At 49.2% G+C, this 25,413-nt stretch carries 23 protein-coding genes; 22 read left to right on the top strand and 1 reads right to left on the bottom strand.

Features of this window, described 5'->3' with window-relative positions:
* The first annotated feature begins 222 nt into the window (after window positions 1-222).
* The 8 genes from DW769_RS00745 (at window position 223) to DW769_RS00710 (ending at window position 8,743) form a co-directional block, all read left to right on the top strand.
* Window positions 223-1,617 (top strand): DUF512 domain-containing protein, encoded by a 1,395-nt coding sequence (locus DW769_RS00745; protein WP_117800929.1) that lies wholly within the window; start codon window positions 223-225, stop codon window positions 1,615-1,617.
* Window positions 1,571-2,899: a ribosome biogenesis GTPase Der gene (gene der, locus DW769_RS00740; protein ID WP_022461518.1), complete on the top strand. Its 1,329-nt coding sequence runs from the start codon at window positions 1,571-1,573 to the stop codon at window positions 2,897-2,899. Before DW769_RS00745 ends, der begins: the two co-directional genes overlap by 47 nt.
* Before the next feature lie 6 nt (window positions 2,900-2,905).
* A complete protein-coding gene (plsY, locus tag DW769_RS00735; RefSeq protein ID WP_117509053.1) occupies window positions 2,906-3,553 on the top strand; it encodes a glycerol-3-phosphate 1-O-acyltransferase PlsY in 648 nt (215 codons plus the stop codon).
* A 3-nt stretch (window positions 3,554-3,556) separates the two neighbouring features.
* Window positions 3,557-4,570 (top strand): NAD(P)H-dependent glycerol-3-phosphate dehydrogenase, encoded by a 1,014-nt coding sequence (locus tag DW769_RS00730; protein WP_118639897.1) that lies wholly within the window; start codon window positions 3,557-3,559, stop codon window positions 4,568-4,570.
* A gap of 188 nt (window positions 4,571-4,758) precedes the next feature.
* Entirely contained in the window at window positions 4,759-6,282 is a 1,524-nt protein-coding gene (locus tag DW769_RS00725; protein WP_117800935.1) for a 4Fe-4S dicluster domain-containing protein, read from the top strand.
* A 25-nt stretch (window positions 6,283-6,307) separates the two neighbouring features.
* On the top strand, window positions 6,308-7,330 hold the full coding sequence (locus DW769_RS00720) for an ABC transporter substrate-binding protein (RefSeq protein ID WP_022461522.1): 1,023 nt from the start codon (window positions 6,308-6,310) through the stop codon (window positions 7,328-7,330).
* Window positions 7,308-8,090 (top strand): ABC transporter permease, encoded by a 783-nt coding sequence (locus tag DW769_RS00715; protein WP_118749846.1) that lies wholly within the window; start codon window positions 7,308-7,310, stop codon window positions 8,088-8,090. Before DW769_RS00720 ends, DW769_RS00715 begins: the two co-directional genes overlap by 23 nt.
* On the top strand, window positions 8,087-8,743 hold the full coding sequence (locus tag DW769_RS00710; RefSeq protein WP_070100780.1) for an ATP-binding cassette domain-containing protein: 657 nt from the start codon (window positions 8,087-8,089) through the stop codon (window positions 8,741-8,743). Before DW769_RS00715 ends, DW769_RS00710 begins: the two co-directional genes overlap by 4 nt.
* Before the next feature lie 48 nt (window positions 8,744-8,791).
* Here the strand turns inward: DW769_RS00710 and DW769_RS00705 are convergent, their stop codons facing one another.
* Window positions 8,792-9,613, bottom strand: coding sequence for an aldo/keto reductase (locus DW769_RS00705; RefSeq protein WP_117509050.1), 822 nt, complete (start codon window positions 9,611-9,613; stop codon window positions 8,792-8,794).
* Window positions 9,614-9,976: 363 nt separating this feature from the next.
* On the opposite strand from DW769_RS00705, the gene DW769_RS00700 reads away from it, so the two are divergent.
* The 14 genes from DW769_RS00700 (at window position 9,977) to DW769_RS00630 (ending at window position 25,387) form a co-directional block, all read left to right on the top strand.
* Window positions 9,977-10,327, top strand: a complete 351-nt coding sequence (locus DW769_RS00700; protein ID WP_055218122.1) for a hypothetical protein — start codon at window positions 9,977-9,979, stop codon at window positions 10,325-10,327.
* A 14-nt stretch (window positions 10,328-10,341) separates the two neighbouring features.
* Window positions 10,342-10,524 (top strand): CooT family nickel-binding protein, encoded by a 183-nt coding sequence (locus DW769_RS00695; RefSeq protein WP_022462432.1) that lies wholly within the window; start codon window positions 10,342-10,344, stop codon window positions 10,522-10,524.
* 135 nt (window positions 10,525-10,659) lie between these two features.
* Window positions 10,660-11,592: a methylenetetrahydrofolate reductase gene (locus DW769_RS00690; RefSeq protein WP_022462431.1), complete on the top strand. Its 933-nt coding sequence runs from the start codon at window positions 10,660-10,662 to the stop codon at window positions 11,590-11,592.
* Between the two features lie 38 nt (window positions 11,593-11,630).
* Entirely contained in the window at window positions 11,631-12,401 is a 771-nt protein-coding gene (locus tag DW769_RS00685) for an ATP-binding protein (RefSeq protein WP_022462430.1), read from the top strand.
* 126 nt (window positions 12,402-12,527) lie between these two features.
* On the top strand, window positions 12,528-14,420 hold the full coding sequence (gene cooS, locus DW769_RS00680; RefSeq protein WP_117509048.1) for an anaerobic carbon-monoxide dehydrogenase catalytic subunit: 1,893 nt from the start codon (window positions 12,528-12,530) through the stop codon (window positions 14,418-14,420).
* A 62-nt stretch (window positions 14,421-14,482) separates the two neighbouring features.
* The gene (locus DW769_RS00675; protein WP_022462428.1) at window positions 14,483-15,271 is read left to right on the top strand and encodes an ATP-binding protein; all 789 of its coding nucleotides are present in this window, start codon (window positions 14,483-14,485) and stop codon (window positions 15,269-15,271) included.
* Window positions 15,272-15,286: 15 nt separating this feature from the next.
* On the top strand, window positions 15,287-17,416 hold the full coding sequence (acsB, locus tag DW769_RS00670; protein ID WP_118749845.1) for an acetyl-CoA decarbonylase/synthase complex subunit alpha/beta: 2,130 nt from the start codon (window positions 15,287-15,289) through the stop codon (window positions 17,414-17,416).
* 299 nt (window positions 17,417-17,715) lie between these two features.
* Window positions 17,716-18,657, top strand: coding sequence for an acetyl-CoA decarbonylase/synthase complex subunit delta (gene acsD, locus DW769_RS00660; protein ID WP_117509163.1), 942 nt, complete (start codon window positions 17,716-17,718; stop codon window positions 18,655-18,657).
* Between the two features lie 37 nt (window positions 18,658-18,694).
* Complete coding sequence (acsC, locus tag DW769_RS00655; protein WP_117509045.1) at window positions 18,695-20,050, top strand: acetyl-CoA decarbonylase/synthase complex subunit gamma; 1,356 nt, start codon at window positions 18,695-18,697, stop codon at window positions 20,048-20,050.
* Between the two features lie 94 nt (window positions 20,051-20,144).
* Window positions 20,145-20,930, top strand: coding sequence for a carbon monoxide dehydrogenase/acetyl-CoA synthase methytransferase subunit (gene acsE, locus DW769_RS00650; RefSeq protein ID WP_022462424.1), 786 nt, complete (start codon window positions 20,145-20,147; stop codon window positions 20,928-20,930).
* 133 nt (window positions 20,931-21,063) lie between these two features.
* Window positions 21,064-22,989 (top strand): corrinoid activation/regeneration protein AcsV, encoded by a 1,926-nt coding sequence (gene acsV / locus DW769_RS00645; RefSeq protein ID WP_118749844.1) that lies wholly within the window; start codon window positions 21,064-21,066, stop codon window positions 22,987-22,989.
* A gap of 93 nt (window positions 22,990-23,082) precedes the next feature.
* Entirely contained in the window at window positions 23,083-23,754 is a 672-nt protein-coding gene (locus tag DW769_RS00640; RefSeq protein WP_117509043.1) for a DUF3786 domain-containing protein, read from the top strand.
* 61 nt (window positions 23,755-23,815) lie between these two features.
* Window positions 23,816-24,448, top strand: a complete 633-nt coding sequence (locus DW769_RS00635; protein WP_117509042.1) for a cyclodeaminase/cyclohydrolase family protein — start codon at window positions 23,816-23,818, stop codon at window positions 24,446-24,448.
* A gap of 87 nt (window positions 24,449-24,535) precedes the next feature.
* Window positions 24,536-25,387, top strand: coding sequence for a bifunctional 5,10-methylenetetrahydrofolate dehydrogenase/5,10-methenyltetrahydrofolate cyclohydrolase (locus tag DW769_RS00630; RefSeq protein WP_117509041.1), 852 nt, complete (start codon window positions 24,536-24,538; stop codon window positions 25,385-25,387).
* Window positions 25,388-25,413 lie beyond the last annotated feature (26 nt).

Here is a 25,413-nt window from a genome sequence, read left to right as displayed (position 1 = left end):
CAAACCTCCAGTAATCGACATTTTTTACAAACCATTTACTTCCTATTTATATCATCTTGGGAAAGGGCGCGTCAAGCAAAAAACGAAAGAATCCTTGCTTTTTGTGCAGGTTGTTGTTATTATAATGGATGAATGTCCGGAAGGTATGCAAAAAAAGCACGCTTTTTACTGGGCAAAGAGAAGTTATAAAGAAGTAAATGGAAAGGCCAAAACGTAAGATCTGTGAAAAACAAGACGAAACACATTATCAAGACAATAGAACCGGGCAGTATTGCCGAAGAACTGGAACTCGAACCGGGAGATGAACTGCTCCGCGTGAACGGGGAAATTATCGAGGACGTCTTCGATTACCACTTCCAGACCAACGACACGTATCTGGAACTCACGATCCGGAAAAAGGACGGCGAGGAATGGGACCTGGAAATCGAAAAAGAGTATGACGAGGAAATCGGCATCACATTCGAGAACGAGTTCATGGATCAGTACCGTTCCTGCAGCAACAACTGCATTTTCTGCTTCATCGATCAGATGCCGCCGGGAATGCGTCCCACCTTGTATTTTAAGGATGACGATTCGCGTCTGTCCTTCCTGCAGGGAAATTATATTACACTGACCAACATGAGCGACCACGATATCGACCGGATTATCCGCTACCATCTGGCACCGATCAATATTTCGTTCCAGACAACGAACCCCGAGCTCCGCTGCAAAATGCTGCACAACCGTTTTGCGGGCAATATCTTTCCGAAGGTCCAGCGCCTTTACGAGGCGGGAATCGAGATGAATGGACAGATTGTGCTCTGCAAGGGATACAACGACGGCGCAGAGCTGGAGCGCAGTATTTCGGATCTGTCAAAATATCTGCCGCATCTGAAAAGTGTTTCGGTTGTCCCGGTCGGACTTTCGAAGTACCGCGACGGACTGGCGCCTCTGGAACCGTTTACCAGGGAGGATGCAAAAGAAGTTCTTGCCACGATTCACAAATGGCAGAAAAAGCTGTATGAACAGTGGGGACTTCACTTTATCCATGCTGGTGATGAATGGTATCTGCTGGCGGGAGAGCCGATCCCGGAGGAGGAAAATTACGATGGCTATATCCAGCTGGAAAACGGAGTGGGAATGCTCCGGCTTCTGGAGGACGAGGTTGCGGAAGAACTTTCGAAACGAGAAGGGGACGACCGTCACCGCCATGTAACGATTGCGACCGGAAAAGCTGCGGCGCCGTCGTTGGAAAAACACATGCAGAAAATTCGTGAAAAATATCCGAATGTACAGGCGGAGGTTGTCACGATTATCAACTATTTCTTTGGAGAATCCATTACCGTATCCGGTCTGATTACCGGAAAGGATCTGATGGAGCAGTTAGAGGGAAGAGATCTTGGCGACTGCCTGCTGCTTCCGTGCAACATGCTCCGTTCGGGAAAAAACGTCTTTCTCGACGATGTGACGGTGGAAGAGGTGGAAGAGCGCCTGAAAACACCGGTACAGATTATCGATGAGCCGGGCAGCGACCTGGTGAAAGCCGTTGTGGAGGAAAACCAGGAGACGATACACAGAAGGAGAACAATGTATGAGCAAGCCGATTGTAGCAATTGTGGGCCGGCCGAACGTGGGTAAATCCACCCTGTTTAATGTATTAGCCGGAGACAATATTTCGATTGTAAAAGACACACCGGGTGTAACCCGTGACCGTATTTATGCCGACGTGGAGTGGCTGAACCACAAATTTACGCTGGTAGACACCGGCGGTATTGAACCGGAATCCAAAGATATCATTCTCTCCCAGATGAGAGACCAGGCGCAGATCGCCATTGATACCGCAAATGTCATCATCTTCATCACTGACGTCCGTCAGGGCCTTGTAGATGCCGATGCAAAAGTAGCTGATATGCTCAGAAGAAGCCGCAAGCCGGTTGTGCTGGTGGTCAACAAAGTCGACAACTTCGACCGTCAGATGATGGATGTTTATGAATTCTATAACCTCGGCATCGGAGAGCCGCACGCCATTTCCGCATCCGGAAAGCTCGGCATCGGCGATATGCTCGATGAGGTGACAGGATACTTTGATCCGGAGATGGAAAACGAGGAGGAGAGCGAGATTCCGCGCATCGCCATTGTCGGAAAACCGAACGTCGGAAAATCCTCCCTGGTCAACAAACTGCTGGGCTCGAACCGTGTCATCGTATCTGATATCGCCGGAACGACGCGCGATGCGATCGATACCACGATCATGCACAATGGAAATGAATATATTTTCATCGATACCGCAGGTCTTCGAAAGAAAAACAAGATCAAAGAGGAGCTGGAGCGGTACAGCATCATCCGTACAGTATCTGCCGTAGAGCGCGCAGATGTCGTCGTTCTTCTGATCGATGCAACCGAGGGTGTCACCGAGCAGGATGCCAAAATTGCCGGTATCGCCCATGAGCGTGGAAAAGGTATGATCATTGCGGTAAATAAATGGGATGCCTTGGAAAAAGATGACAAGACGATCTACCGCTTTACCGAAAAAGTAAGAAATACACTGGCTTACATGCCGTACGCAGAGCTTCTTTTCATCTCTGCGAAGACAGGACAGCGTCTTCCGAAGCTGTTCGAGACGATCGACATGGTTCTGCAGTACCAGAACCTGCGCGTACAGACCGGTGTCCTGAACGAGATTCTGACCGAGGCAATGGCAATGCAGCAGCCGCCGTCAGACCGTGGAAAACGACTGAAAATCTACTACATGACACAGGTTTCGGTCAAACCGCCGACATTTGTTATTTTCGTCAACGACAAAGAACTGATGCATTTCTCCTACGTTCGATATCTGGAGAATAAAATCAGAGAGTCGTTCGGCTTCCGCGGCACACCGCTGAAATTCATCATCAGAGAACGAAAAGAGAAGGAGCAGTAAAGAGTTATGGTACGGATCATATGCCTTTTGATCGGATACGCATTTGGCCTTTTTCAGACCTCATATATTTATGGAAGGACGAAGGGAATTGATATCCGGGAACACGGCAGCGGAAACGCAGGAACGACCAACGCGCTCCGGACTTTAGGGAAAAAAGCAGGCGCCATCACGCTTGCCGGCGACTGCATCAAATGCATTCTGGCGGTCCTGACGGTACGCCTGATCTTCGGTGCATCGCACCCGGAAATGCTGAAACTGCTGACGGTGTATGCTGCGGCCGGAACGATTCTCGGCCACAACTTCCCGTTTTACTTAGGCTTCCGCGGCGGAAAAGGAATCGCTGCGACCGCGGGTCTGATTATCTCGTTTGACTGGAGAATCACGCTGGTCTGTGCAGCGCTGTTTTTCCTGAATCTTGCAGTAACACACTATGTTTCCCTCGGTTCCATGATGGTTTACGTTGTCTTTTTTGCAATGGCCGTTATCATGGGACAGGCGGGCTGCTTTGCGCTAGAACCGCCGTATCTCTATGAGATGTACGTGGTGATCGCACTTCTTGCCGTGCTTGCCTTCTGGGAGCACCGTGCAAACATCAAGCGTCTCATCGCGGGAACAGAGCGGAAAACGTATTTATCCAAAAAGTCGGAGAAATAAAATATGGCAAAGATTAGCATCATCGGAGCAGGAAGCTGGGGAACTGCCCTCGGCCTCCTGCTCTGCAACAACGGGCATGACGTGACGATCTGCTCGGAAAATGAAAAGGAAATTGAGAGCTTAAAGGAACACAGAGAGCATCTGACGAAGCTTCCGGGCGTAAGACTGCCGGATGAAATGAAGTTCACCTGCGATGTGCGCGGCTCCCTTTCCGGACAGGACATCCTTGTGATGGCAAAAGCATCCCCGTACGTGCGAACCACATGTAAAAAGTATGCGGCGGATATTCCGGACGGCCAGCTCATCGTCAATGTGGCAAAAGGCGTGGAAGCCGATACCCTGATGACGATGTCTCAGATCATCGAGGAGGAAGTGCCGGGAGCGAATGTCGTTGTTCTCTCCGGACCGAGCCACGCAGAGGAAGTCGGCCGCGGCCTGCCGACCACGATCGTTGTCGGCGCGCATGACCGCGAGAGCGCACTGTATGTGCAGAATGTGTTCATGAGTCCGGTCTTCCGCGTTTACACAAGCCCGGACATCACGGGAATTGAACTTGGCGGAGCTCTGAAAAATGTCATCGCACTGGCAGCCGGAACGGCGGATGGTCTTGGCTACGGCGACAATACGAAAGCGGCTCTGATTACCCGCGGGATCGCGGAAATTGCACGGCTCGGCACGGCGATGGGTGCCCATGCGGAAACCTTCTACGGTCTTTCCGGTATCGGCGACCTGATTGTAACGTGTGCTTCCGTTCACAGCCGGAACCGGAAAGCCGGATACCTGATCGGCCAGGGCAGAACGATGCAGCAGGCGATGGATGAGGTTCAGATGATCGTCGAGGGCGTCTATTCCGCAAAAGCGGGTCTTACCCTGTCGAAAAAATTCGGAATCGAAACGCCGATCATTCAGGCAGTCAATCAGGTTCTGTTTGAAAACAAAAACCCGAAACAGGCTGTGGATGAACTGATGCAGCGTATGAAAAAAGACGAACTCGCCCCGGATCTCTGGGAGCGGTAAAAATAAGAAACCTGTCACTTCTGTGAAATGATACAGAGACGGCAGGTTCTTTTTTTGTGCAGACCGAAATTTTTCAGCAAAAATACGGGAAAAAGATGACAATACTTTCGAAATCAAGTATAGTAATAGAAAGCGGAATAATTTTAACTGAAAAGATGCGGAGGAAAATACAGCAGGAGGAAGAAAGAATGAGAGGAGTAGAAACAAGAATTCAGGAAATCCGCCATGCCATTTTTACGGAAGTTGCAAAAATGGCGTATGACGTGAACTCCCCGGTGGAAAAGACGATCGAAGAAATTCCTTACCGTGTAATTCCCGGTGAGGTCGGAAATTTTAGAAATGATGTGTTTCTGGAGCGGGCGATTGTAGGAGAGCGGCTTCGCCTTGCAATGGGACTTCCGTGCAGAAGCGCGGCAGAGCACGCCCCGATCTCGGACAATATCAAACTGGCGGATCAGGCGGAGACATATTATACACCGCCGCTCATTAATGTCATCAAATTTGCATGCAACGCCTGTCATGAAAAACGGGTTCTGATCACGGAGGGATGTCAGGGATGTCTTGCACATCCGTGCGTGGAAGTCTGTCCGAAAAAGGCCATTACGCTGGACCGCACCAATGGACGATCCTATATTGATCAGGATAAATGCGTCAAATGTGGTCAGTGTGCCAAGGTATGCGGATACCAGGCTATTATCATTCAGGAGCGTCCGTGTGCGAGAGCCTGCGGAATGGATGCCATCGGTTCAGATGAGAACGGAAAAGCGGATATCGATTACGAGAAATGTGTATCCTGCGGCCAGTGTCTCGTCAACTGCCCGTTCGGCGCTATTTCGGACAAATCCCAGATCTTCCAGGTAATCCGTGCGATCCAGTCGGGAGAGCGCGTCTATGCAGCGCTGGCACCGGCGTTTGTCGGCCAGTTCGGACCGAAAGTAACGCCTGGAAAACTGCGTGCGGCGATGAAAAAGCTCGGCTTTGCGGATGTCTTTGAAGTTGCGATCGGAGCGGATCTCTGTGCGGCACAGGAGGCAGAGGATTTTGTGAACGAAGTTCCGGAGAAACTGCCGTTTATGGCGACATCCTGCTGTCCGGCCTGGTCTGTAATGGCGAAGAAACTGTTCCCGGATTACGCTAACTGTATCTCGATGGCACTGACCCCGATGACGCTGACGGCGCGTCTGATCAAGAAACACAATCCGAATGCGAAGGTTGTCTTTGTCGGACCGTGTGCGGCGAAAAAACTGGAGGCCATGCGCCGGTCTGTCCGCAGTGAGGTGGACTTCGTTCTGACGTTTGAAGAGATGTCGGGCATTTTCGATGCGCGCCAGGTAGATGTGAGTGCACTTGAGGAAGATCCGGACGGCGTCAGCGATGCATCGGTGGACGGAAGAAACTTTGCTGTCTCCGGCGGCGTTGCAAAATCTGTGGAAAATGTAATCCGTGAAAAATACCCGGACCGCGAAATCAAGATGGCAAATGCAGAAGGTCTGAAGGAATGCCGGAAACTGCTGACAATGGCAAAGGCCGGAAAGTACAACGGTTATCTTCTCGAAGGCATGGCCTGTCCGGGCGGATGCGTGGCAGGAGCCGGCACGATGCAGTCAATCAAAAAGTCGCAGGCGGCAGTCAACAAATATGCGGCGCAGGCAAAACACAAGATTTCCAGCCAGACAGAATATGTAAAAGAACTGGACAAGCTGGTAGACTAAAAAGAACAGCAAGGTGGAGACAAAAGTGAAAAAGAAAAGAAAGATGGGCTTTGCGGCAGCGATTCTTGCAATGGTACTTCTGTTTGCAGGATGCGGCCAGACAGAGACAAAGACGGAGAGCAGCACAGCGGCATCGGAAACAGAAGATGAGACACTGGTCCATGTGCTTGCATTAAAAGGACCGACCAGCATGGGAATGGTAAAAATGATGAGCGATAACGACAGCAAAGAGTCACCTGCGGACACGTTTGAACTTGCCGCTGCCCCGGATGAGGTCAGCGCAAAACTGGTACAGGGAGAGGTGGATATCGCCGCAGTTCCGGCGAACCTTGCAAGCGTACTCTACAACAAGACAAACGGCGGCGTGCAGGTGCTCGCAGTCAATACGCTCGGTGTCCTTTATATCGTCGAGGACGGCGATACCGTACATTCCATTGCGGATCTGAAAGGCAGAACCATTTATGCGGGCGGCAAAGGTGCAACTCCGGAGTATGCTTTGAATTATATCCTCGAAAAGAACGGCCTCGTACCGGGTGAGGACGTAACGATCGAGTGGAAGAGCGAACACGCCGAGTGCGTGGCAGCACTTGCAGAAGATGCCGATGGAATCGCCATGCTGCCGCAGCCGTTTGTAACGACGGCACAGACGAAAAAAGAAACGCTGCGCACCGCACTTGACCTGACCGAAGAATGGAACAAAATCCAGGAGTCCGAAGGAACGGCGAGCACACTGGTGACAGGTGTTACCGTTGTGCGCACTGCCTTTGCCAAGGAGCATCCGGAAGCAGTTGCAGACTTCATGGAAGCTTACCAGGCATCCGTATCCTACGTAACCGAAAACACTGATGAGGCGGCAAAACTGATCGGGGATTATGACATTGTTCCGGAGGCAGTCGCAAAGAAAGCGCTTCCGGCATGCAACATTGTCTGCATCACCGGTGATGAGATGAAAGAGAAGCTTTCCGGTTATCTCGGTGTACTCAAAGACCAGAACCCGGAGGCAGTCGGAGGAGAACTTCCAGGAGATGACTTCTATTATTCCGAATAAAAACAAAAAAGAGAAACAGAGAAAAACGAAGCGCTGGCCGATCGTGTTCTGGCTTATGATCTGGCAGGCGGTAAGCGTTTTTGTCGGGCAGGAGATCCTTCTGGCATCTCCTGCTGCTGTTTTGAAACGCCTTTTTACGCTTGTAACAGAACCGGTCTTCTGGCAGTCCCTGCTGTTTTCCGGAGCACGCATCGGAGCCGGATTCCTTCTTGGTGCGGCGGCGGGAATTGCAGGAGCTGCACTTGCCGGTCGGTTTTCCATTGCAGAAGAACTCCTGACGCCGCTGGTTGCAGCAGTGAAAGCAGTGCCGGTCGCTTCTTTTGTGATTCTGATCCTGATCTGGGTTTCTTCGAAGAATCTTTCGGTTGTGATTTCGTTTCTGATGGTATTTCCGATCCTGTATACAAACACGCGGAACGGCCTACGGGAACTGGACACAGCGCTTTTGGAGATGACAGACGTTTTTCAGGTTCCGCGGCCGGTGCGGCTGCGCTGGGTGATCCTGCCGCAGCTGTACCCATATATCCGGACGGGATGTTCACTTTCCCTCGGCCTTTGCTGGAAGGCCGGAACGGCAGCAGAAGTAATCGGCATTCCGAACCGATCCATCGGAGAGCATCTGTATCAGGCAAAAATATATCTCGACACACCGGGACTCTTTGCCTGGACGGCAGCGATCGTGTACGCCAGCTTCTGTCTCGAAAAAGCTGTTTTAAAAGGAATGGATCTTGCAGAAAAAAGGATGCTGGTGATGAAATGAGAGAAGATACGATTGAAATCTGCCATCTGAAAAAAGCGTATGGAGAACACGTTATTTTTTCGAATCTTACGATGGAACTGAAAAAAGGAGCAGTGACCTGTCTGATGGCTCCTTCCGGGGCTGGAAAGACAACCCTGCTGCGGATTCTGGCAGGCCTGGAGCAGGCGGACGGCGGAAAAATCGGGGGACTGGAAGCCTTAAGAAAAAGTATGGTTTTTCAGGAACCGCGGCTGGCAGAAGAACTGACAGCTGCAGCCAATATCCAGCTCGCGGTAAGGCGCCGCATGTTTGGAAAAGAAAAAAGAAGCTCCCGTCATCTTGTGGAGGAGATGGAGGAACTCGGCCTTTCGGGCTGTGAAAACCAGGCTGTATCGGAACTGTCGGGCGGCATGCGCCAGCGGGTGGCGGTTCTGCGGGCCATGCGCATGGACGCAGATTTCCTCCTTTTGGATGAGCCGTTCAGGGGACTGGATGCGGGGACGAAAAAGAAAACGATGAACTATATCCGCAGAAAAGGAAAAGAAAAAACGATGCTTCTGGTCACGCATGATTTAGAAGAAGCCGAAGCAATGGGGGACTGGATCTGCACCTGCAGCAGACTGGATGGTATCCTCGAAATAAAGAGAAACAGAAAAAGCAGCACAGAAATCTGAAACGGAAAGAAACAGATTTTCTGTGCTGCTTTTGCTGTGAATCCGCAGTTACAGCAGGTCATCCGGTATGGAAGCAGAGCGGAGCTGTTCGTCCATCGTGTCGATGAGCGCCATGTCGGCTTCAGAAAGTTCGAAGTCGAAGACATCCGCGTTGGCAAAAATGCGGTCCGGCTGTGTCGATTTCGGGATGACACTGATGCCCTGCTGGACGAGGTAGCGGAGGCCGATCTGTGCTTCAGTGCGTACATACTTTTCTGCCAGCTGCTGCATAATCTCACGGTTCAGATAAAGACCTCTTGCGAGCGGCGCATACGCTTGAACGGCGATTCCATGTGAACGGCAGAAAGCGATGAGCGGTTTCCGGTTCCAGAGCGGATGGCATTCGATCTGGTTGACGGCCGGGATGACGCCGGAAAATTCAAAGAGGGCGGTAAGGTGCGGCTCCTCGAAGTTGCTGACGCCGATCGATTTTGCACGCCCGGATTCGCGGATTTTTTCGAGTGCGCGCCACGTCTCCGGGTAGCAGCCCGGCACCGGCCAGTGAATCAGGTAAAGATCAACGTAGTCGAGACGGAGACGGTCGAGGCTGCGGTTGAAGGCACCTTCGATATCACCGACCCGCTGCGCGGTATTCCATACCTTTGTGGTAATAAAAAAATTTTCCCGCGGAATTCCGCTTGCGCGGATCCCGCGGCCGATGCTGTCCTCGTTTTTATAGGAGGAGGCGGTATCGATCAGACGGTAGCCGTATTTTGCCGCGGTGACAATTGCTTTTTCTGCCTCTTTTTCTGTCGATTTGTAAGTGCCAAGCCCCAGAAGCGGCATCGCTCTGCCGTCGTTCAATGTGATGGTTGGAATAGAAAGTGCCATAAAAACCCTCCGTATCTTGAATCAAAAAAAGATTCTGCCGTATTTCTCTCATAATTATGTTTAGTATAACATGAAAATTTAAAGAAATCAGACCAAATATATTAAAAAAGTTTAACACAATCGGGAAATGAAAAAAAATAACAAGCCACGCAAGAAAAAAGAAGGATGCCAGGACGGCCTGTACGGCGAATTGTACAGAAATTTTGTGGAGGCTGTATTGATTTTGTGCATGAAATAGAGTATAATAAACTTGAATTGATATTTATTTATCATTCCCTGTACAATCTGCAGGATGTTTCAGGAAAACAAAAGCGGACGAAACGGACGGCAGAGGAAAATACCAGGGACAGAGGAGGCCATATTATGCATTTATTATATGACGAGAATGGAAATCCCATTCCGCACGGAGCTCACGACGAGCACCATCATCACCATGACCATCATCACGAGGGAGAAGACTGCGGACATGCCTGCAATGCATGCGGTTCCGAAGAAAAATGCAAGGACGAGAATCTTGCCCTTTTAACCTATATGTTGCAGCACAATGAACATCACGCAGCAGAACTCGACGAGATGGCCGACAAACTGGAAAAAGCCGGAATGGCGGACGCCGCAAAACAGATCAGGGAGGGAGTATCCGATTTCCAGAAAGGCAATATGCGCCTGTCCCTTGCACTGACACTTGTAAAAGAGCATTTGAAAGAAGTTAAGTAGAGGAGGCGTAAGCTATGTGCCTTGCAACGGTATACAAAAATCCGGAAAACACAGTTGTCTGTAAAAATGTGAGCCGCATCGATGTCGATGGAGAATACGTTCTGATCCGTGACATCATGGGTGAGGAGATCAGACTGCAGGGTAAGATCAAAATGGTAGATCTTGCGAACAGCATTGTAGAGCTGGACTGTGAATGATAATTGGTTGACGGAACCAGTTATTCTATAAAAGCGGTTTTAGGCCCCCGGGTTCTGCAAATCGGAACAAACAGAACAAGCGAACCGGGACTTAGAATAGGAATATATCATATTAAAGCGGAGGTAAATTGAATTATGAAACTTTCAGAAGAGATGAAAAACAAGACTCTTCTGTCTTTTGAGCTGTTCCCGCCAAAGACAGAGAAGGGACTGCAGAATCTGCCGGGTACCATCGACCACCTGATGAAGTACAACCCGTCTTACATTTCCTGTACATATGGAGCAGGCGGCGGAAATGTCGGAGCAAACCGTGAAGTATGTCAGATGATCAAAAATGCCGGAACTACACCGGTTACTCATTTCACCGTTATCAAAAACACAAAAGAAGGAATCAAAGAGCAGCTGGATCAGTATCTGGCTGACGGCGTAGACCATATGCTGGCACTGCGCGGAGATATTCCGCTTGGTGAGACTACAACCTGTGGTGACTTTGACTATGCTACCGATCTTGTAAAATTCGTACGTGATACCTACGGCGATAAATTTGAAATCGCTGTTGCAGGTTCACCGGAAGGCCACATCTCCTGCAGAAGTCTGGAGTCTGATATCGCAGTTCTGAAACAGAAACAGGACAACGGAGCAGACTACATCATGACACAGCTCTGCTGGGATATGGAGCAGTTCAAATACTGGCTCGATGCAATCCGTAAAGCAGGAATCACCATGCCGGTAGACGTTGGAGTTATGCCGATCCTGGATCAGGCAGCTACCATCAACATGGCACTTTCCAGAAACGGCTGTGTTATGGACAGAGAGCTTTCCAGAATGATCTCCAGACACTGGCTGTTCCCGAACCCATTTGCAGCAAAAGATGCAGAGGGCAAACCGTTCGACGTATTCTACGACAAGAAAGTTGCAGAGTTCAAAGAAGAGGGTATCGAATATACCGTAAAACAGATTGATGCATACCGTGCACTCGGTGTCAATGGAATTCATCTGTATGCACTGAATAAATGGAAAGACGTATCTGAAATCATCGACAGATCCGGCCTTTGCACACTGGTTTAATGAATTAATTACTTGAATTTGGGAGGCATCCGATTTTTATGGCACACGTAATAGCTGTCGCCGGAAAAGGCGGCGTTGGAAAAACAACATTATGCGGCTTGCTGATCCAGTATCTCTGCGAGTCAGGAAAAGGTCCTGTTCTTGCAGTTGATGCGGACGCAAACTCAAACCTGAATGAGGTACTCGGTGTAGAAGTAGAAGCTACCCTTGGAGATATCCGGGAGGAGATTGCCCGTGCAGAGATGGCATCCAAAAACCCGATTCCGGCAGGTATGAGCAAGGCAGATTATGCGGAATTTAAATTTGCAGGCGCTCTGACTGAGGAAGATGATTTTGACCTGCTTGTGATGGGAAGAACACAGGGAAAAGGCTGCTACTGCTTCGTCAATGGACTTCTGCAGAATCAGCTTGCAAAGCTGTATCCGAATTACCCCTTCATGGTTGTGGATAACGAGGCAGGCATGGAGCATATCAGCCGTGGTATACTTCCGGGAATGGATACAGCTATTTTGGTCAGTGACTGCTCAAGAAGAGGAGTACAGGCCGCTGCGAGAATCGCGGAGCTGATCAAAGAATGCGATATGAAGCCGAAGCAGGTAGGACTGATCGTAAACCGTGCGCCGAATGGCGTGTTAAATGAGGGAACCCGTGAGGAAATTGAAAAACAGGGATTAACTCTCCTTGGCGTTGTTCCGCACGATGATCAGGTTTATGAATATGACTGTGACGGAAAACCAACCGTACGTCTGCCGGAAGACTCTCCGGTACGCGCGGCATTAAAGAAAATCGTAGAAAACCTTGATTTATAAAAACAGAGAATCTGCCCTCCGCTTTGTACACGCTGCAGACGGAGGGATATTTCAAAAGTAAAATATCCCCCATGGGAGGATGTTTTTACCATAAAAATATTAAAATACAATCTTGAGGAGGACAAGATGAGCGAATTCAAATTAACAAGCGTAGAAGAATTCGAACAGGCCACGAATGAGCTCCTGGAAAATGGTGCAAAGGTTGGCGCTGACGCATGGCAGTTTCGTGTAAAAAACCAGACCCCGCACTGTAAATTCGGTGAGCAGGGAACCTGCTGCCGTATCTGTACGATGGGACCTTGCCGTATTACACCAAAGGCACCGAGAGGAATCTGCGGATGCGATGTACACGGTATTGTAGGACGTAACTTCCTGCGCTTTACAGCAGGCGGTTCCGCAACACATTCCGATCATGGCCGTGAGATCTGCCACACACTGCATGAGGCTGATCCAAACGGAAACTACAAAGTAAAAGATCCGGAGAAACTGATCCGTATCGCAAAAGAGTGGGGCGTAGAGACAGAAGGAAAAGATATTTACGATCTGGCACATGAGATGTCCGAGCTGGCTCTGATGGAGTATGGTAAACCGTTCGGAACACAGAGATTCCTGAAACGTGCTCCGCAGCACACACAGGAAATCTGGGAGAGAGAAGAAATCGCACCGCGTGCGATTGACCGTGAGGTTGCATGTTCTCTTCATATGACTCATATGGGATGTTCTTCCCTTCCGGAAGCACTCGTTCGCCAGTCCCTTCGTTCCGGACTTTCCGATGGATGGGGCGGCTCCATGATGGGTACCGAGTTCTCTGACGTACTGTTCGGAACTCCAAAGCCGATCGAAACCGAGGCAAACCTTGGTGTTATGAAAGAAGATGAAGTAAATATCATCGTTCATGGCCATGATCCGTCACTTTCCGAGATGATCTGCGAATACGCAGACGATCCGGAGATGATCGCATATGCAAAAGAAATGGGAGCAAAGGGAATCAACGTGGCAGGTGTCTGCTGTACTTCCAATGAAGTAGCAATGCGCCGCGGCGTGCCGATGGCAGGTAACTTCCTGCAGCAGGAAAACGTGGTACTGACCGGTGCCTGCGAGGCCATCGTTGTTGACGTACAGTGTATTTTCCCGGCCCTTGGACCTTTAAGCAAATGTTTCCATACTAAATTCGTTACCACCAGCCCGATTGCGCAGATGCCGGATGCAGAATACATTCGTTTCAACGCAAAAACAGCAGGTGAGAATGCAAAAGCCATCGTAAAAATGGCAATTGAAAACTTTAAAAACCGGAAACCGGAGCTGGTACATATCCCGCATATGAAGCAGAAAGCAACCGTTGGATACTCTTTTGAGTCCATCATCAAGACTCTGGATAAAGTAACCAATTCCCAGGTTGACCAGACCGGAACTCTGATGCCGCTGTGGCAGTGTGTGGCATCCGGCGTTATCCGCGGTGCAGTTGCCATGGTAGGATGCAACAACCCGAAAGTCCGTCCGGACACCGCTCACATCGAGCTGATGAAGAAGCTGATCGCGCACGACGTTATCATCGTTGCTTCCGGATGCTCTGCACAGGCAGCAGCAAGAGCAGGTCTGATGGACAAACGTGCTAAAGATCTCTGCGGTGCAGGTCTGAAACGTGTCTGCGAGCTGGCTGATATCCCGCCGGTACTCCACATGGGATCCTGTGTTGATATCTCCCGTATGATGGTTCTTGTAGCAGAACTTGCTAAAATCGGTAATGTCAATATTTCCCAGCTTCCGGTTGTCGGATGTGCTCCGGAGTGGATGTCTGAGAAAGCAGTTTCCATCGGAAACTATGTTGTAGCAACCGGTATCGATACTTACCTTGGCGTAGAGCCGTATGTATCCGGATCCACTGAGGTAACAGGACTCCTGACCAACGGTGTCCGCGACTGGGTTGAGGCAGCTTACACAGTAGAAAAAGACATCGACAAGCTGGGCGATGCAATGCTCGCACGAATCGAAGAGAAACGTGCCGCACTCGGCGTATAAAAAGGACAGGGCGGTCCCTGACGTAAAAAGAGACCGCCCTTTTTGAAGTGAAAAGGTGTAAAATGAAAATAGCAGTAACTGGAAAGGGTGGCGTAGGAAAAACAACCATCGCAGCGACCCTTGCAAGACTTTATGCAGAAGAAGGCCATCCGGTTCTGGCTGCAGATGTCGATCCGGATGCCAATCTGGGCCTTGCGCTTGGATTTCCGGAAGAAATCCTCGATTCGATCGTTCCGATTACCAAAATGAGAAAACTGATCGAAGAGCGCACCGAGGCAAGTGCAGACAACCGGTTTTACAAGATAAATCCGAGAGTAAGTGATATCCCCGATAAATACAGCAAAGAGTACAATGGAGTCAAACTCCTGACGCTTGGCACCGTGGAGACGGCCGGAAGCGGCTGTGTCTGCCCGGAGCATGTGATGCTGCGGAGAATCATCAACAGCCTGGTCCTTCACAGAGGGGATGTTGTCATCCTCGACATGGAAGCAGGCCTTGAGCATCTGGGAAGAGGAACGACTGAGGGCATGGATATGTTCATCGTAGTCATCGAGCCGGGTGCAAGAAGTATTCAGACCTATAAGAATGTCAAACGTCTGGCCGAAGAGCTTGGCGTTCATCAGGTTCATGTCGTGGCAAACAAAGTACGCGACGAAAAAGATGAGGCATTCATACAGGACCGTATCCCCCCGGAGGATCTTCTGGGCATGGTCCACTACAACCCGGAAATTATGGAAGCGGACAGGGAAGGTTCGTCTCCATATGATTACAGCGCGGCTGCAGTAGAAGAGATACGGAAAATAAAAACAAAAATCGATAAGTCAAACATGCCTGGCATGGAAAAAGTGTGATAGGAGGAAAAACACATGACATTATTCGAGAGAGTATTTGGCGGAAATGATGCAGTATACGGTCTTACCGAAGCTGCCGTTGACGCCGCAATCGCAGCAAACGGAGAGGAAAAAGCAGTCAGCTTCCCGGACACTGCTTACGCACTTCCGTGTTACTATGCTGTAACAGGAGTAAAGGTTACCAACTTAAAAGAGATGAAAGAGGCTCTTGGCGTGGTAAAATCTCTGATGACAAGAGAAAATCAGCTGAACGATGTATTTATGTCCGGTGTTGCAACTGCACTCTGCGCAGAGTTCATCGAGGCAATTAAATACATCGACGGTGCAAAACCATATGATGAGCCGTGCTACGGCCATTTAAGCGATGCCATCATCCGTGAGCTTGGTGTGCCGCTTGTAACAGGCGATATCCCGGGCGTAGCTGTTATCCTTGGAAGCGCTCCGACCGCACAGGAAGGCGTGGATCTGGTTAAGAGCTATCAGGCACAGGGTATTCTTGTAACACTGGTTGGCGGAATCATTGATCAGTGTCAGGAATTAGGATACAAGACCGGCGCAAACGTACGTGTCATCCCGCTTGGAAAAGACGTAACATCTGTAATCCACGTTGTATCCGTAGCAATCCGTGCAGCCCTGATCTTCGGTAACGTAACTGCAGGCGATGCAGGCGCACTGATGACCTACACCAAAGACCGTGTACCGGCATTCGTAAATGCTTTTGCTCCTCTGGATGATGTGATCGTTGCATGCGGCGCTGGTGCGATTGCACTTGGTTTCCCGGTTATCACAAACGATGACAAAGACGTTCCGGCTATTCCGAAGAGTCTCATTATCCAGAAGGACGTTTCCAAATTCAACGCAACTTCTCTGGAAGCCCGCGACATCAAGATTAAAATTACAAACATCGATATCCCGGTTGCATTCGCATCTGCATTTGAGGGCGAAATCATCCGCCGCGGTGATATGCAGGTTGAGTTTGACGGTTCCCGTGTAGACTGTTGCGAGCTGGTTCAGACAAAAGATGCTTCCGAAGTAGAAGATCACAAGATCGAGCTGATCGGACCGGACATCGACGAGTTCGAGGTAGGTTCCAAGCACAGCATTGCATACGTTGTTGAGGTTGCCGGAAAGAACATGCAGCCGGATTTCGAGCCTGTATTTGAGCGTAAATTCCACAGCTACCTGAACTGCATCGAAGGTGTGATGCATACCGGACAGCGTGATATGATCCGTATCCGTGTCAGCAAAGAAGCTTTCAACGCAGGCTTCCGTGCAAAACACTTCGGAGAAGTTCTGTACGCACAGGTGAAGAACGAGTTCGAGGCTGTTGTTGACAAATGTCAGGTTAAGATCTACACCAATCCGGAAGACTGTACCAAGATCCGTCACGAAATTGCAATTCCAGTATTCGACAAACGTGATGAGCGTCTGTCTACCATGACAGATGAATCCGTACCGGTATACTACAGCTGTATCATGTGCCAGGCATTCTCCCCGAGCCATGTATGTGTTGTTACACCAGAGCGTCTCGGACTTTGCGGTGCTGTTTCATGGCTGGATGCAAAAGCTACCAACGAGCTGGATCCGAACGGACCTTGCCAGGTTATCACAAAAGAAAAAGTAATCGATGAGAGAATCGGTGAGTATGAGGATGTTAACGAGGCTGTTCGTAAGCTTTCCCAGGGTGCTCTTGATGACGTATCCCTGTACTCCATCATGGAAAAACCAATGACATCCTGCGGATGCTTCGAGTGTATCTGTGGTATCGAACCATTCTCCAACGGTGTCTGCATCGCAAACCGTGAGTACGCAGGCATGACTCCTCTGGGAATGACCTTCTCCGAGCTGGCTTCCATGACAGGCGGCGGTGTTCAGACTCCTGGATTCATGGGACACGGCAAACACTTTATCGCTTCCAAGAAGTTTATGAAAGCAGAAGGCGGTGTTGCCCGTATCGTATGGATGCCGAAAGAGCTGAAAGAGCAGGTTGCAGAGAAACTGAATGAGACAGCAAAAGAGCTGTACGGTATCGACAACTTTACCGATATGATCGGTGACGAGACCATCGCAGAAGATCCGGAGACACTGGTTGCATTCCTGACCGAGAAAGGTCATCCGGCACTTGGCATGGATCCAATGATGTAATTCGTATTTTACAGGCTTATCCTGTGAAAGAATAAGCAGACCGGCATGGCTTGGGAGGGGATTCCAAAGCGGAGGAGGAAGCCCTTTCCGGCACATGCCGGCAGCTGTAAAGTGATTTTCTGGAAAAAAAAACGGCTGACGAAGAGAAAACGGATACTTTTTGTCAGAAAATCTTGGAAAATATCCTGGTAAATCTTGCATTCTCCGGGAAAAAACGTTAAAATAATAACAGGTGTGTCCATGAAGCGGAATCATGGAGATATGCCTGTATGGAATTTATTTTTAAGGAGGCTTTTTTTATGCCGTTTAATCGCAAACCACAAAAGTTTAATGCAGCAATTAAATCCGTTGTAATCGGCAGCGGAGACAAAACCGTAACTCTTGGCGGAGAAAACGTATTACCATTCTATGCTTTCGACGGTGAAATCAAAAACGGACCGAAGGTTGGCGTTGAAATCACAGACCTTGGTATGGAAGGAGAACCGGAAAGCGTAAAAGCATACTATGAAGGTGCAGCTACCATGGGCGAGATTGCAAAAAAAGCAGCAGCTATGGAAGGTGCAGATTTCCTCTGCCTTCGTCTGGCAGGCGGAGACCCGAACGGTCTGAACAAATCGGTAGAAGAACTCATTGAGACAGTCAAAGAGGTTGCTGATGCCGTTGACGTGCCGCTTGTTGTAGAAGGATGTAAAAACGTTGAGAAGGATTCCGAACTGCTCACAAAAGTAGCAGAGGTCCTTCAGGGAAGAAACGTTCTTGTTATGTCCGCAAGAGAAGAAGATTACAAGGCAGTTGGTGCAGCCGCAGGTCTGGCATACAGCCAGAAAGTCGGCGCTGAGTCCGCTGTAGATATCAACCTTGCAAAACAGCTGAATGTTGTTATGACCCAGCTTGGTGTCAGCGCGGACAGCATTGTTATGAACGTAGGTTCTGCAGCAGTCGGATACGGATATGAGTACGTAGTATCTACACTGGACCGTATCAAAGCAGCAGCATTATCCCAGGACGATAAAATGCTGCAGATGCCAATTATTACTCCAATCGCTTCTGAGACATGGAATGTAAAAGAGGCAATGGCAACAGAAGAGGAATCTCCGGAATGGGGAAATCAGGAAGTACGAGGAATCTCTATGGAGATTCAGACAGCAGCCGCATCTCTGGCTTCTGGTTCTGATGCAGTTATCCTCAAACATCCACAGTCTGTTGCAACCATTTCCAAAATGATTCAGGAACTGATGTAATCAGTACGTAAGGAAGAGATTAGGAGGATAAAGAATTATGGCATTATCAGGTATTCAGATTTTTAAAATGACCCCAAAGAAAAACTGTAAAGAGTGCGGATGTCCGACCTGTATGGCATTCTCCATGAAGGTTGCACAGGGCGCTATGGATATTTCAGCGTGCCCATATATGTCTGACGACGCTATGGCACAGCTTTCCGAAGCTACCGCACCGCCAATGAAGACGATCAAAGTCGGAACCGGCGACAGTGAGTACACTCTTGGCGGAGAGACGGTCCTCTATCGTCATGAGAAAACATTTGTAAGCAAAACCCGTTATGCGGTATCTCTCTGCAGCTGCATGTCTGACGAAGAGATCGACGCAAAACTGGAAGAAGACAAAAAAGTTGATTACGACCGTATCGGTGAGCGTATGTGCGCAGAGATGCTGTATGTAAACTATGCCGGAAATGGCGTAGACAAATACGTATCTCTTGTAACGAAAGCAGCAGCAACCGGAAAAGTTCTGGTACTTGGCTGTGAGGACGCAGAAGCTGCAAAAGCTGCTCTGGAAGTATGCAAAGCAGGCAAACCGATCCTGAATGGTGCAAATGCATCCAATTATGAAGAGATGAGCAAACTTGCCACAGAGGCAGGCGTTGTTCTCGGCGTAAGTGGCGCAAACATTGATGAGCTTCACGACACCGTAGAAGCAATCGAGAAACTCGGCAACAAGAACCTTGTTCTTGATACCACAGAAGCGACCATCAAAGAGACCTTTGCTACTACCGTACAGGTAAGACGTGCATCCTTAAAGGATACAGACCGTACCTTTGGTTATCCGTCTATTGTAAATCTGGCAAAAATTGCACAGGGCGACAGATATATGCAGCAGGCACTGCTTTCCCTGTTCACCATGAAATACGGTTCCATTATTGTTCTTGAGGAAATGGGATACGCAGAGGCACTTCCGGTATTCGGACTTCGCCAGAACGTATTTACCGATCCGCAGAAACCGATGAAAGTAGAGCCGGGCATCTACCCGCTGAACGGCGCAGATGAAAATTCGATCTGCCTGACCACAGTAGACTTTGCTCTGACCTATTTCCTGGTATCCGGAGAGCTCGAGAGATCCGGAGTTCCGGTTAACCTTGTAATCAACGATGCCGGCGGACTTTCTGTACTGACATCCTGGGCAGCAGGTAAATTCTCCGGTAACTCTATCTCCAAATTCTTCAAAGAGAATGTAGAAGATAAAGTAAAATCCAGAAAAGTTATCATTCCTGGTAAAGTAGCCGTATTAAAGGGCGACATTGAGTCCAAACTTCCTGGATGGGAAGTAATCGTTGCTCCGCTTGAGGCAGTTCAGCTTGTGAAATTCATGAAAGATCTGCAGGCAAACGGAGAACTGTAATACATAAAAATTCCGGGAGGAACTCCAGACAAGCGGAGTTCTTTCCGTGAAAAAAATAATTATGGGGGATTCCCAAAAGAAAAGGAGAAGAGATATGGCAAAATTTGTAACCATCGGCGAAAGACTTTCCGTTACAGCTCCTACTGTAAACAAAGCATTCGCAGCAAGAGATGAAGAGCCAATTTTAAAGAGAGCAAAACAGCAGCTGGATGCTGGTGCCGTTTACCTTGATGTAAACATCGGACCGGCTGAGAATGATGGAGAAGACATCATGAAATGGGCTGTTGAGCTGCTGCAGAGCAATTTTGACAATGTTCCGCTGGCTCTGGATACATCCAACAAAAAAGCAATTGAGGCTGGTATCTCTGTATACAACCGTTCCAAAGGAAAACCGATCGTAAACTCTGCAGATGCTGCAGGAAGAATCGAGTACGTTGACCTTGCAGCTGCAAACGATGCAATCGTTATTGCACTTTGCAACGGTGAAGGAATTGCAAAAGATAACGACGAGCGTATGATGTACTGCCAGACCCTTCTGGAAAGAGGTATGGAGCATGGCATGGAGCCGACAGATCTGTGGTTTGACCCGCTGTTCCTGGTTGTAAAAGGAATGCAGGACAAACAGATGGAAGTTCTTGAGTGCATCAAGATGTTCAGTGATATGGGACTGAATTCTACCGGCGGACTTTCCAACAACTCCAACGGTATGCCGAAAAACATCCGTCCGATCATGGATTCCGCACTTGTAGCTATGGCTATGATGCAGGGTCTGACCAGTGCCATCGTTAACCCGAATGACCTGAGACTGATGGAGACCATTAAATCCTGTGACGTATTCAAAGGCAACACTCTGTATGCAGATTCTTATCTGGAGCTTTAATCTTTAAATCTCGCAGGTTTTCCCCTGATGGTGCCGCAGCGTTTGCGAAAACCTGAGGCACCATCAGGGGTTTTTCTATCTAAAAGCGGAAAAAAACAGCGGAGAATATATACGACTGGGGGATTTACAGATTATGGCAAAAGTAACCTTTCGATTTGAAGAGGGAGAACCGGTAGTCACCTACGCAACCGAGGGTGAGCGCCTTCTTGAAGTAGCGCAGAAGAGCAATGTGCCGATCGATGCACCGTGTTCCGGAAACGCATCGTGCGGTAAATGCCGCGTTCGTCTTGTGAGCGGTGAGCTGGATTCCAAAATAACCCGCCATATTTCTGAGGAAGAATATCAGAATGGCTGGAGACTGGCGTGTGTCAGCACCGTCAAAGGCGATGTTGAAGTGGAAGTGCCGGACATTGCATCCGCTTACCGGAGCCGCATGAAAGTGGCAGACCTTAGTTCACCGAGTGAAATTGCAATTTTTGAAGATACGAAAAAGAAAATTACAGACGCCGGCCTGGAGCTGAAAAACAGCATGCAGGTGATCGCAATCTCAATGGAAGAGCCTACTCTGGATGATACGATGCCGGATAACGAGAGAGTAACCTGGGCTGTACAGGCAGCGACGGGGCTTGAACGGGTACGGATTCCGTACTCTGTACTGAAAAAAATGCCGGATGTCCTTCGGGAATCCCATTTTCAGGCACAGTGTGTCGTCCGGGTTACGGCAAATGACGTCTTTTTATACGATATGCTTCCAATGGAAGCAAAAGCAGTTGTCGGCGGTCTCGTTGTCGACATTGGAACAACGACAGTTTCTGCACTGATCGTGGATATGCTGAGCGGAGAAATCCTGGCAAAAGCCTCTTCCGGAAACGGACAGATCCGGTATGGTGCGGATGTTATCAACCGTATCATTGAATCCCAGAAACCGGGAGGCCATGAAAGACTGCAGAATGCAATCATCAAAGAAACCTTAAACCCGATGATTTCCAACATGTGCCGCGCAGCGAAAATCAGCAGTCAGCAGATTTACCGTGCGGCGATTGCCGGAAACACTACCATGGAGCATCTGATGATGGGCATCAATGCAGATCCGCTTCGGATGGAGCCGTATATTCCGGCCTTCTTTAAGACAAACTCACTGTTTGCAGCGGATGTCAATCTTGCAATTCATCCGGACGCCCATATCATTCTGGCACCGAATATCGGAAGCTATGTGGGCGGAGATATTACTGCCGGCGCGTTGGTCAGCATGATCTGGAACCGGCCGGAGATGAGTCTTTTTATTGACCTTGGTACCAATGGCGAGCTTGCATTTGGAAACTCTGACTTTATGGTAAGCTGTGCCTGCTCGGCCGGACCGGCCTTTGAGGGCGGCGATATCAGCTGCGGTATGCGTGCGACCGACGGTGCGATTGAAAAATGTACGATCGATCCGGAGACGATGGAACCTTCGTACCATGTTATCGGAGATGAGGGAACGAAGCCGATTGGTCTTTGCGGTTCCGGAATCATCGATGTAATTGCAGCGCTGTTCCGTGCGAAGATGGTCAATCCGAAGGGTAAATTTATCCGTGAGGGAAAACGGATCCGCCACGACAAATATGGCATGGGAAGCTATGTCATTGCGTTCGAGGAGGAGGCTGGAAGTGTCCGCGATGTTGAGATTACCGAGGTCGATATCGACAACTTTATCCGCGCCAAGGGCGCGATTTTCTCAGCGATCCGTACGATGCTGAACTATCTGGATATGGATGTTTCCATGATCGAGGAGGTTTACGTAGCGGGCGGTATCGGAAGCGGCATCAACATGAAAAATGCCGTTACCATCGGTATGTTCCCGGATATTCCGCTGGAAAAATTCCATTACATTGGTAACTCTTCCCTGACCGGTGCGTATTCAATGCTTTTATCGACAGCAGCAGAGAAGAAAACGTATGAGGTTGCCCGGAACATGACATATCTGGAACTCTCTACGGTACCAACCTATATGGATGAATTTGTAGCGGCGTGCTTCCTGCCGCACACAGACACGACGATGTTCCCGTCTGTGGAAGCATAAAACGGAAGCAGAACTTTCTGTTACGATTCAAGGTGAAACACATGTGGTTTTGCTTTGAATTGTGGCGAACCTTTTGAGAGGAATTGGATTTACATGGCAGTAGACTTAAATTACGAAAAAGACAGCAAAGAGCGTATTCCGTATGAGCATTATCTGGAAGTGTATCAGAATGCAGATCCAAGAGAGATTTCCAGCCGGTGCGACGTTCCGTATGATGCGGAAAAACAGGAGTTTACCGTTTCCCTGATGGGTGTTTCCTACCGGATTTCGTGGCCGGAGTACAACGTATTTCATATTGGAGATGATGGAAGCGTTTCGCCGATAATTGGCTGGTATCCACTCGAGAAAAAACCGAATGCAAAAATTTTGGTATTGCGTTATCTGACAGAGGGCGGAGCTGCTCCGTCTACCGGAAAATTTTTGACGTACCGGGAGATTCCGTGGGGAGAAGTTTATTTTAAACAGTTCCAGGGAAGATGCCTGTTCCGTCTTGCGTTTGGCTTTGGCGGAAAGCTGGATGCATTCCGTGAGATCATGGAACGTGTCGGCGCTCAGGCGATTTCATCCGGTGATGTCGGATATGAGCTGGAGTTTATGAAAGGGCTTTTTGTACGACTGATTTTATGGGCAGGAGATGATGAGTTTCCGCCGTCCGCGCAGATCCTCTTTTCGGACAATTTCCCGGCTGCATTTACGCAGGGAGAGGATATGGCGGTTGTGGGAGATGTCACAATTGATATGCTGAAGGCTCTGGCTGCAAAATAGTTATGGTTTGAGGCCATCAGGATGGCTTCTGGATCGAAAAAAATAAGCGGAGGAAAATAACATGGGATTTTCAACAGTACCTTGCAATGAGTTTGTAGACGTGCTCGGTTCCAAAGCACCGGTTCCGGGCGGCGGCGGAGCTTCTGCACTGGTTGGCGCTGTCGGCACAGCGCTTGGCAACATGGTTGGTGCGCTGACAGTAGGTAAAAAGAAATATGCGGATGTCGAAGAGGAAATGAAAGAGCTGATGGCGAAAGCAACCACGCTTCAGGACGAACTGCTTCACCTGATCGAGCGCGATGCAGAAGTGTTCGAACCGCTCTCCAAAGCATACGGCATGCCGCGCGAGACAGAGGAGGAGAAGGCAGAAAAAGCAAGAGTCATGGAGATTGTGCTGAAGGATGCCTGCTCTGTTCCAATGGAAATTATGGAAAAATGCTGCGAAGCAATCGACCTGATCGTAGAATTTGCAGCAAAAGGTTCTGCACTTGCGATCAGTGACGCAGGTGTTGGCGCAGCATTCTGCAAAGCAGCCTTAGAGGGTGCTTCCCTGAATGTATATATCAACACGAAATCTATGAAAAACCGGGAATATGCAGAAGAACTAAATCGAAAATGTGATGAAATGCTTGCGGTCTATACCGTAAAAGCAGACGAGATTTTCCGGAACGTACTGGGAAGACTGAAAGCCTGAAAACAAACGGCCAGAGAAACTTCCCGGCAGCAAGCGGGTTGCAAAAGGAGTTCTCTTTGACCGAAAAGAAAAGCGGAGGATAAAAAAATGGCAAAACAGTTATTAGGAAAAGAAGTAACAGCAGCATTAAATGAGAAGATCAAAGCAAATGTAGCAGAGCTGGAAGCAAAAGGAGTAAAACCGACTCTCGGAATCATCCGTGTCGGAGAGAGAGAGGATGACCTTTCCTACGAAAGAGGAGCAACCAAACGCTGTGAGACCTTAGGCGTTGCATACGAGAAATTCCTTCTCCCGGCAGACGTTACCCAGGAAGAGCTGATGGCTACCATCGATAAAGTAAACAAAGACGATTCCATCCACGGCGTTCTGATTTTCCGTCCGCTTCCGAAACATCTCGATGAGGCAGCAGTCATCAAAGCACTCTCCCCGGAGAAGGACGTAGACGGTATCACAGACGGTTCCATGGTAGGCGTATTCGCCGGAACAAAACAGGGCTTCCCGCCATGTACTCCGCAGGCCTGCATGGAGATCCTCGACCACTACGGCATCGACTGCACCGGTAAAAAAGCCGTTGTCGTAGGCCGCAGCCTCGTTGTAGGAAAACCGGCAGCCATGATGCTGTTAAAGAAAAACGCAACCGTAACCATCTGCCATACCAGAACGAAAGACATGCCGTCTGTAGTTAAAGAGGCAGATATCGTGATCGTAGCAGCAGGCCGTGCAGGTGTTGTAGATGATACTTACCTGTGTGCAGGCCAGACCGTTATTGATGTCGGAATCAACGTAAACGAAGAAGGAAAACTCTGCGGAGACGTTGCATACGCAAAAGCTGAGCCGATCGTTGAGGCAATCACACCGGTTCCAGGCGGCGTAGGATCCGTTACCACATCTGTTCTGGTCGGCCATGTGGTAGAGGCTGCCATGAGAAAAAACAGCTGATCATAGGCTGAAGATAAGAAAGTGAC

The sequence above is a fragment of the Blautia sp. AM29-29 genome, from assembly GCF_003480555.1.
Classification (GTDB): Bacteria; Bacillota; Clostridia; order Lachnospirales; family Lachnospiraceae; genus Fusicatenibacter; species Fusicatenibacter saccharivorans.
Note: the sequence above shows the minus strand (reverse complement) of the source record. Positions and strands in the feature narration are given on the sequence as shown.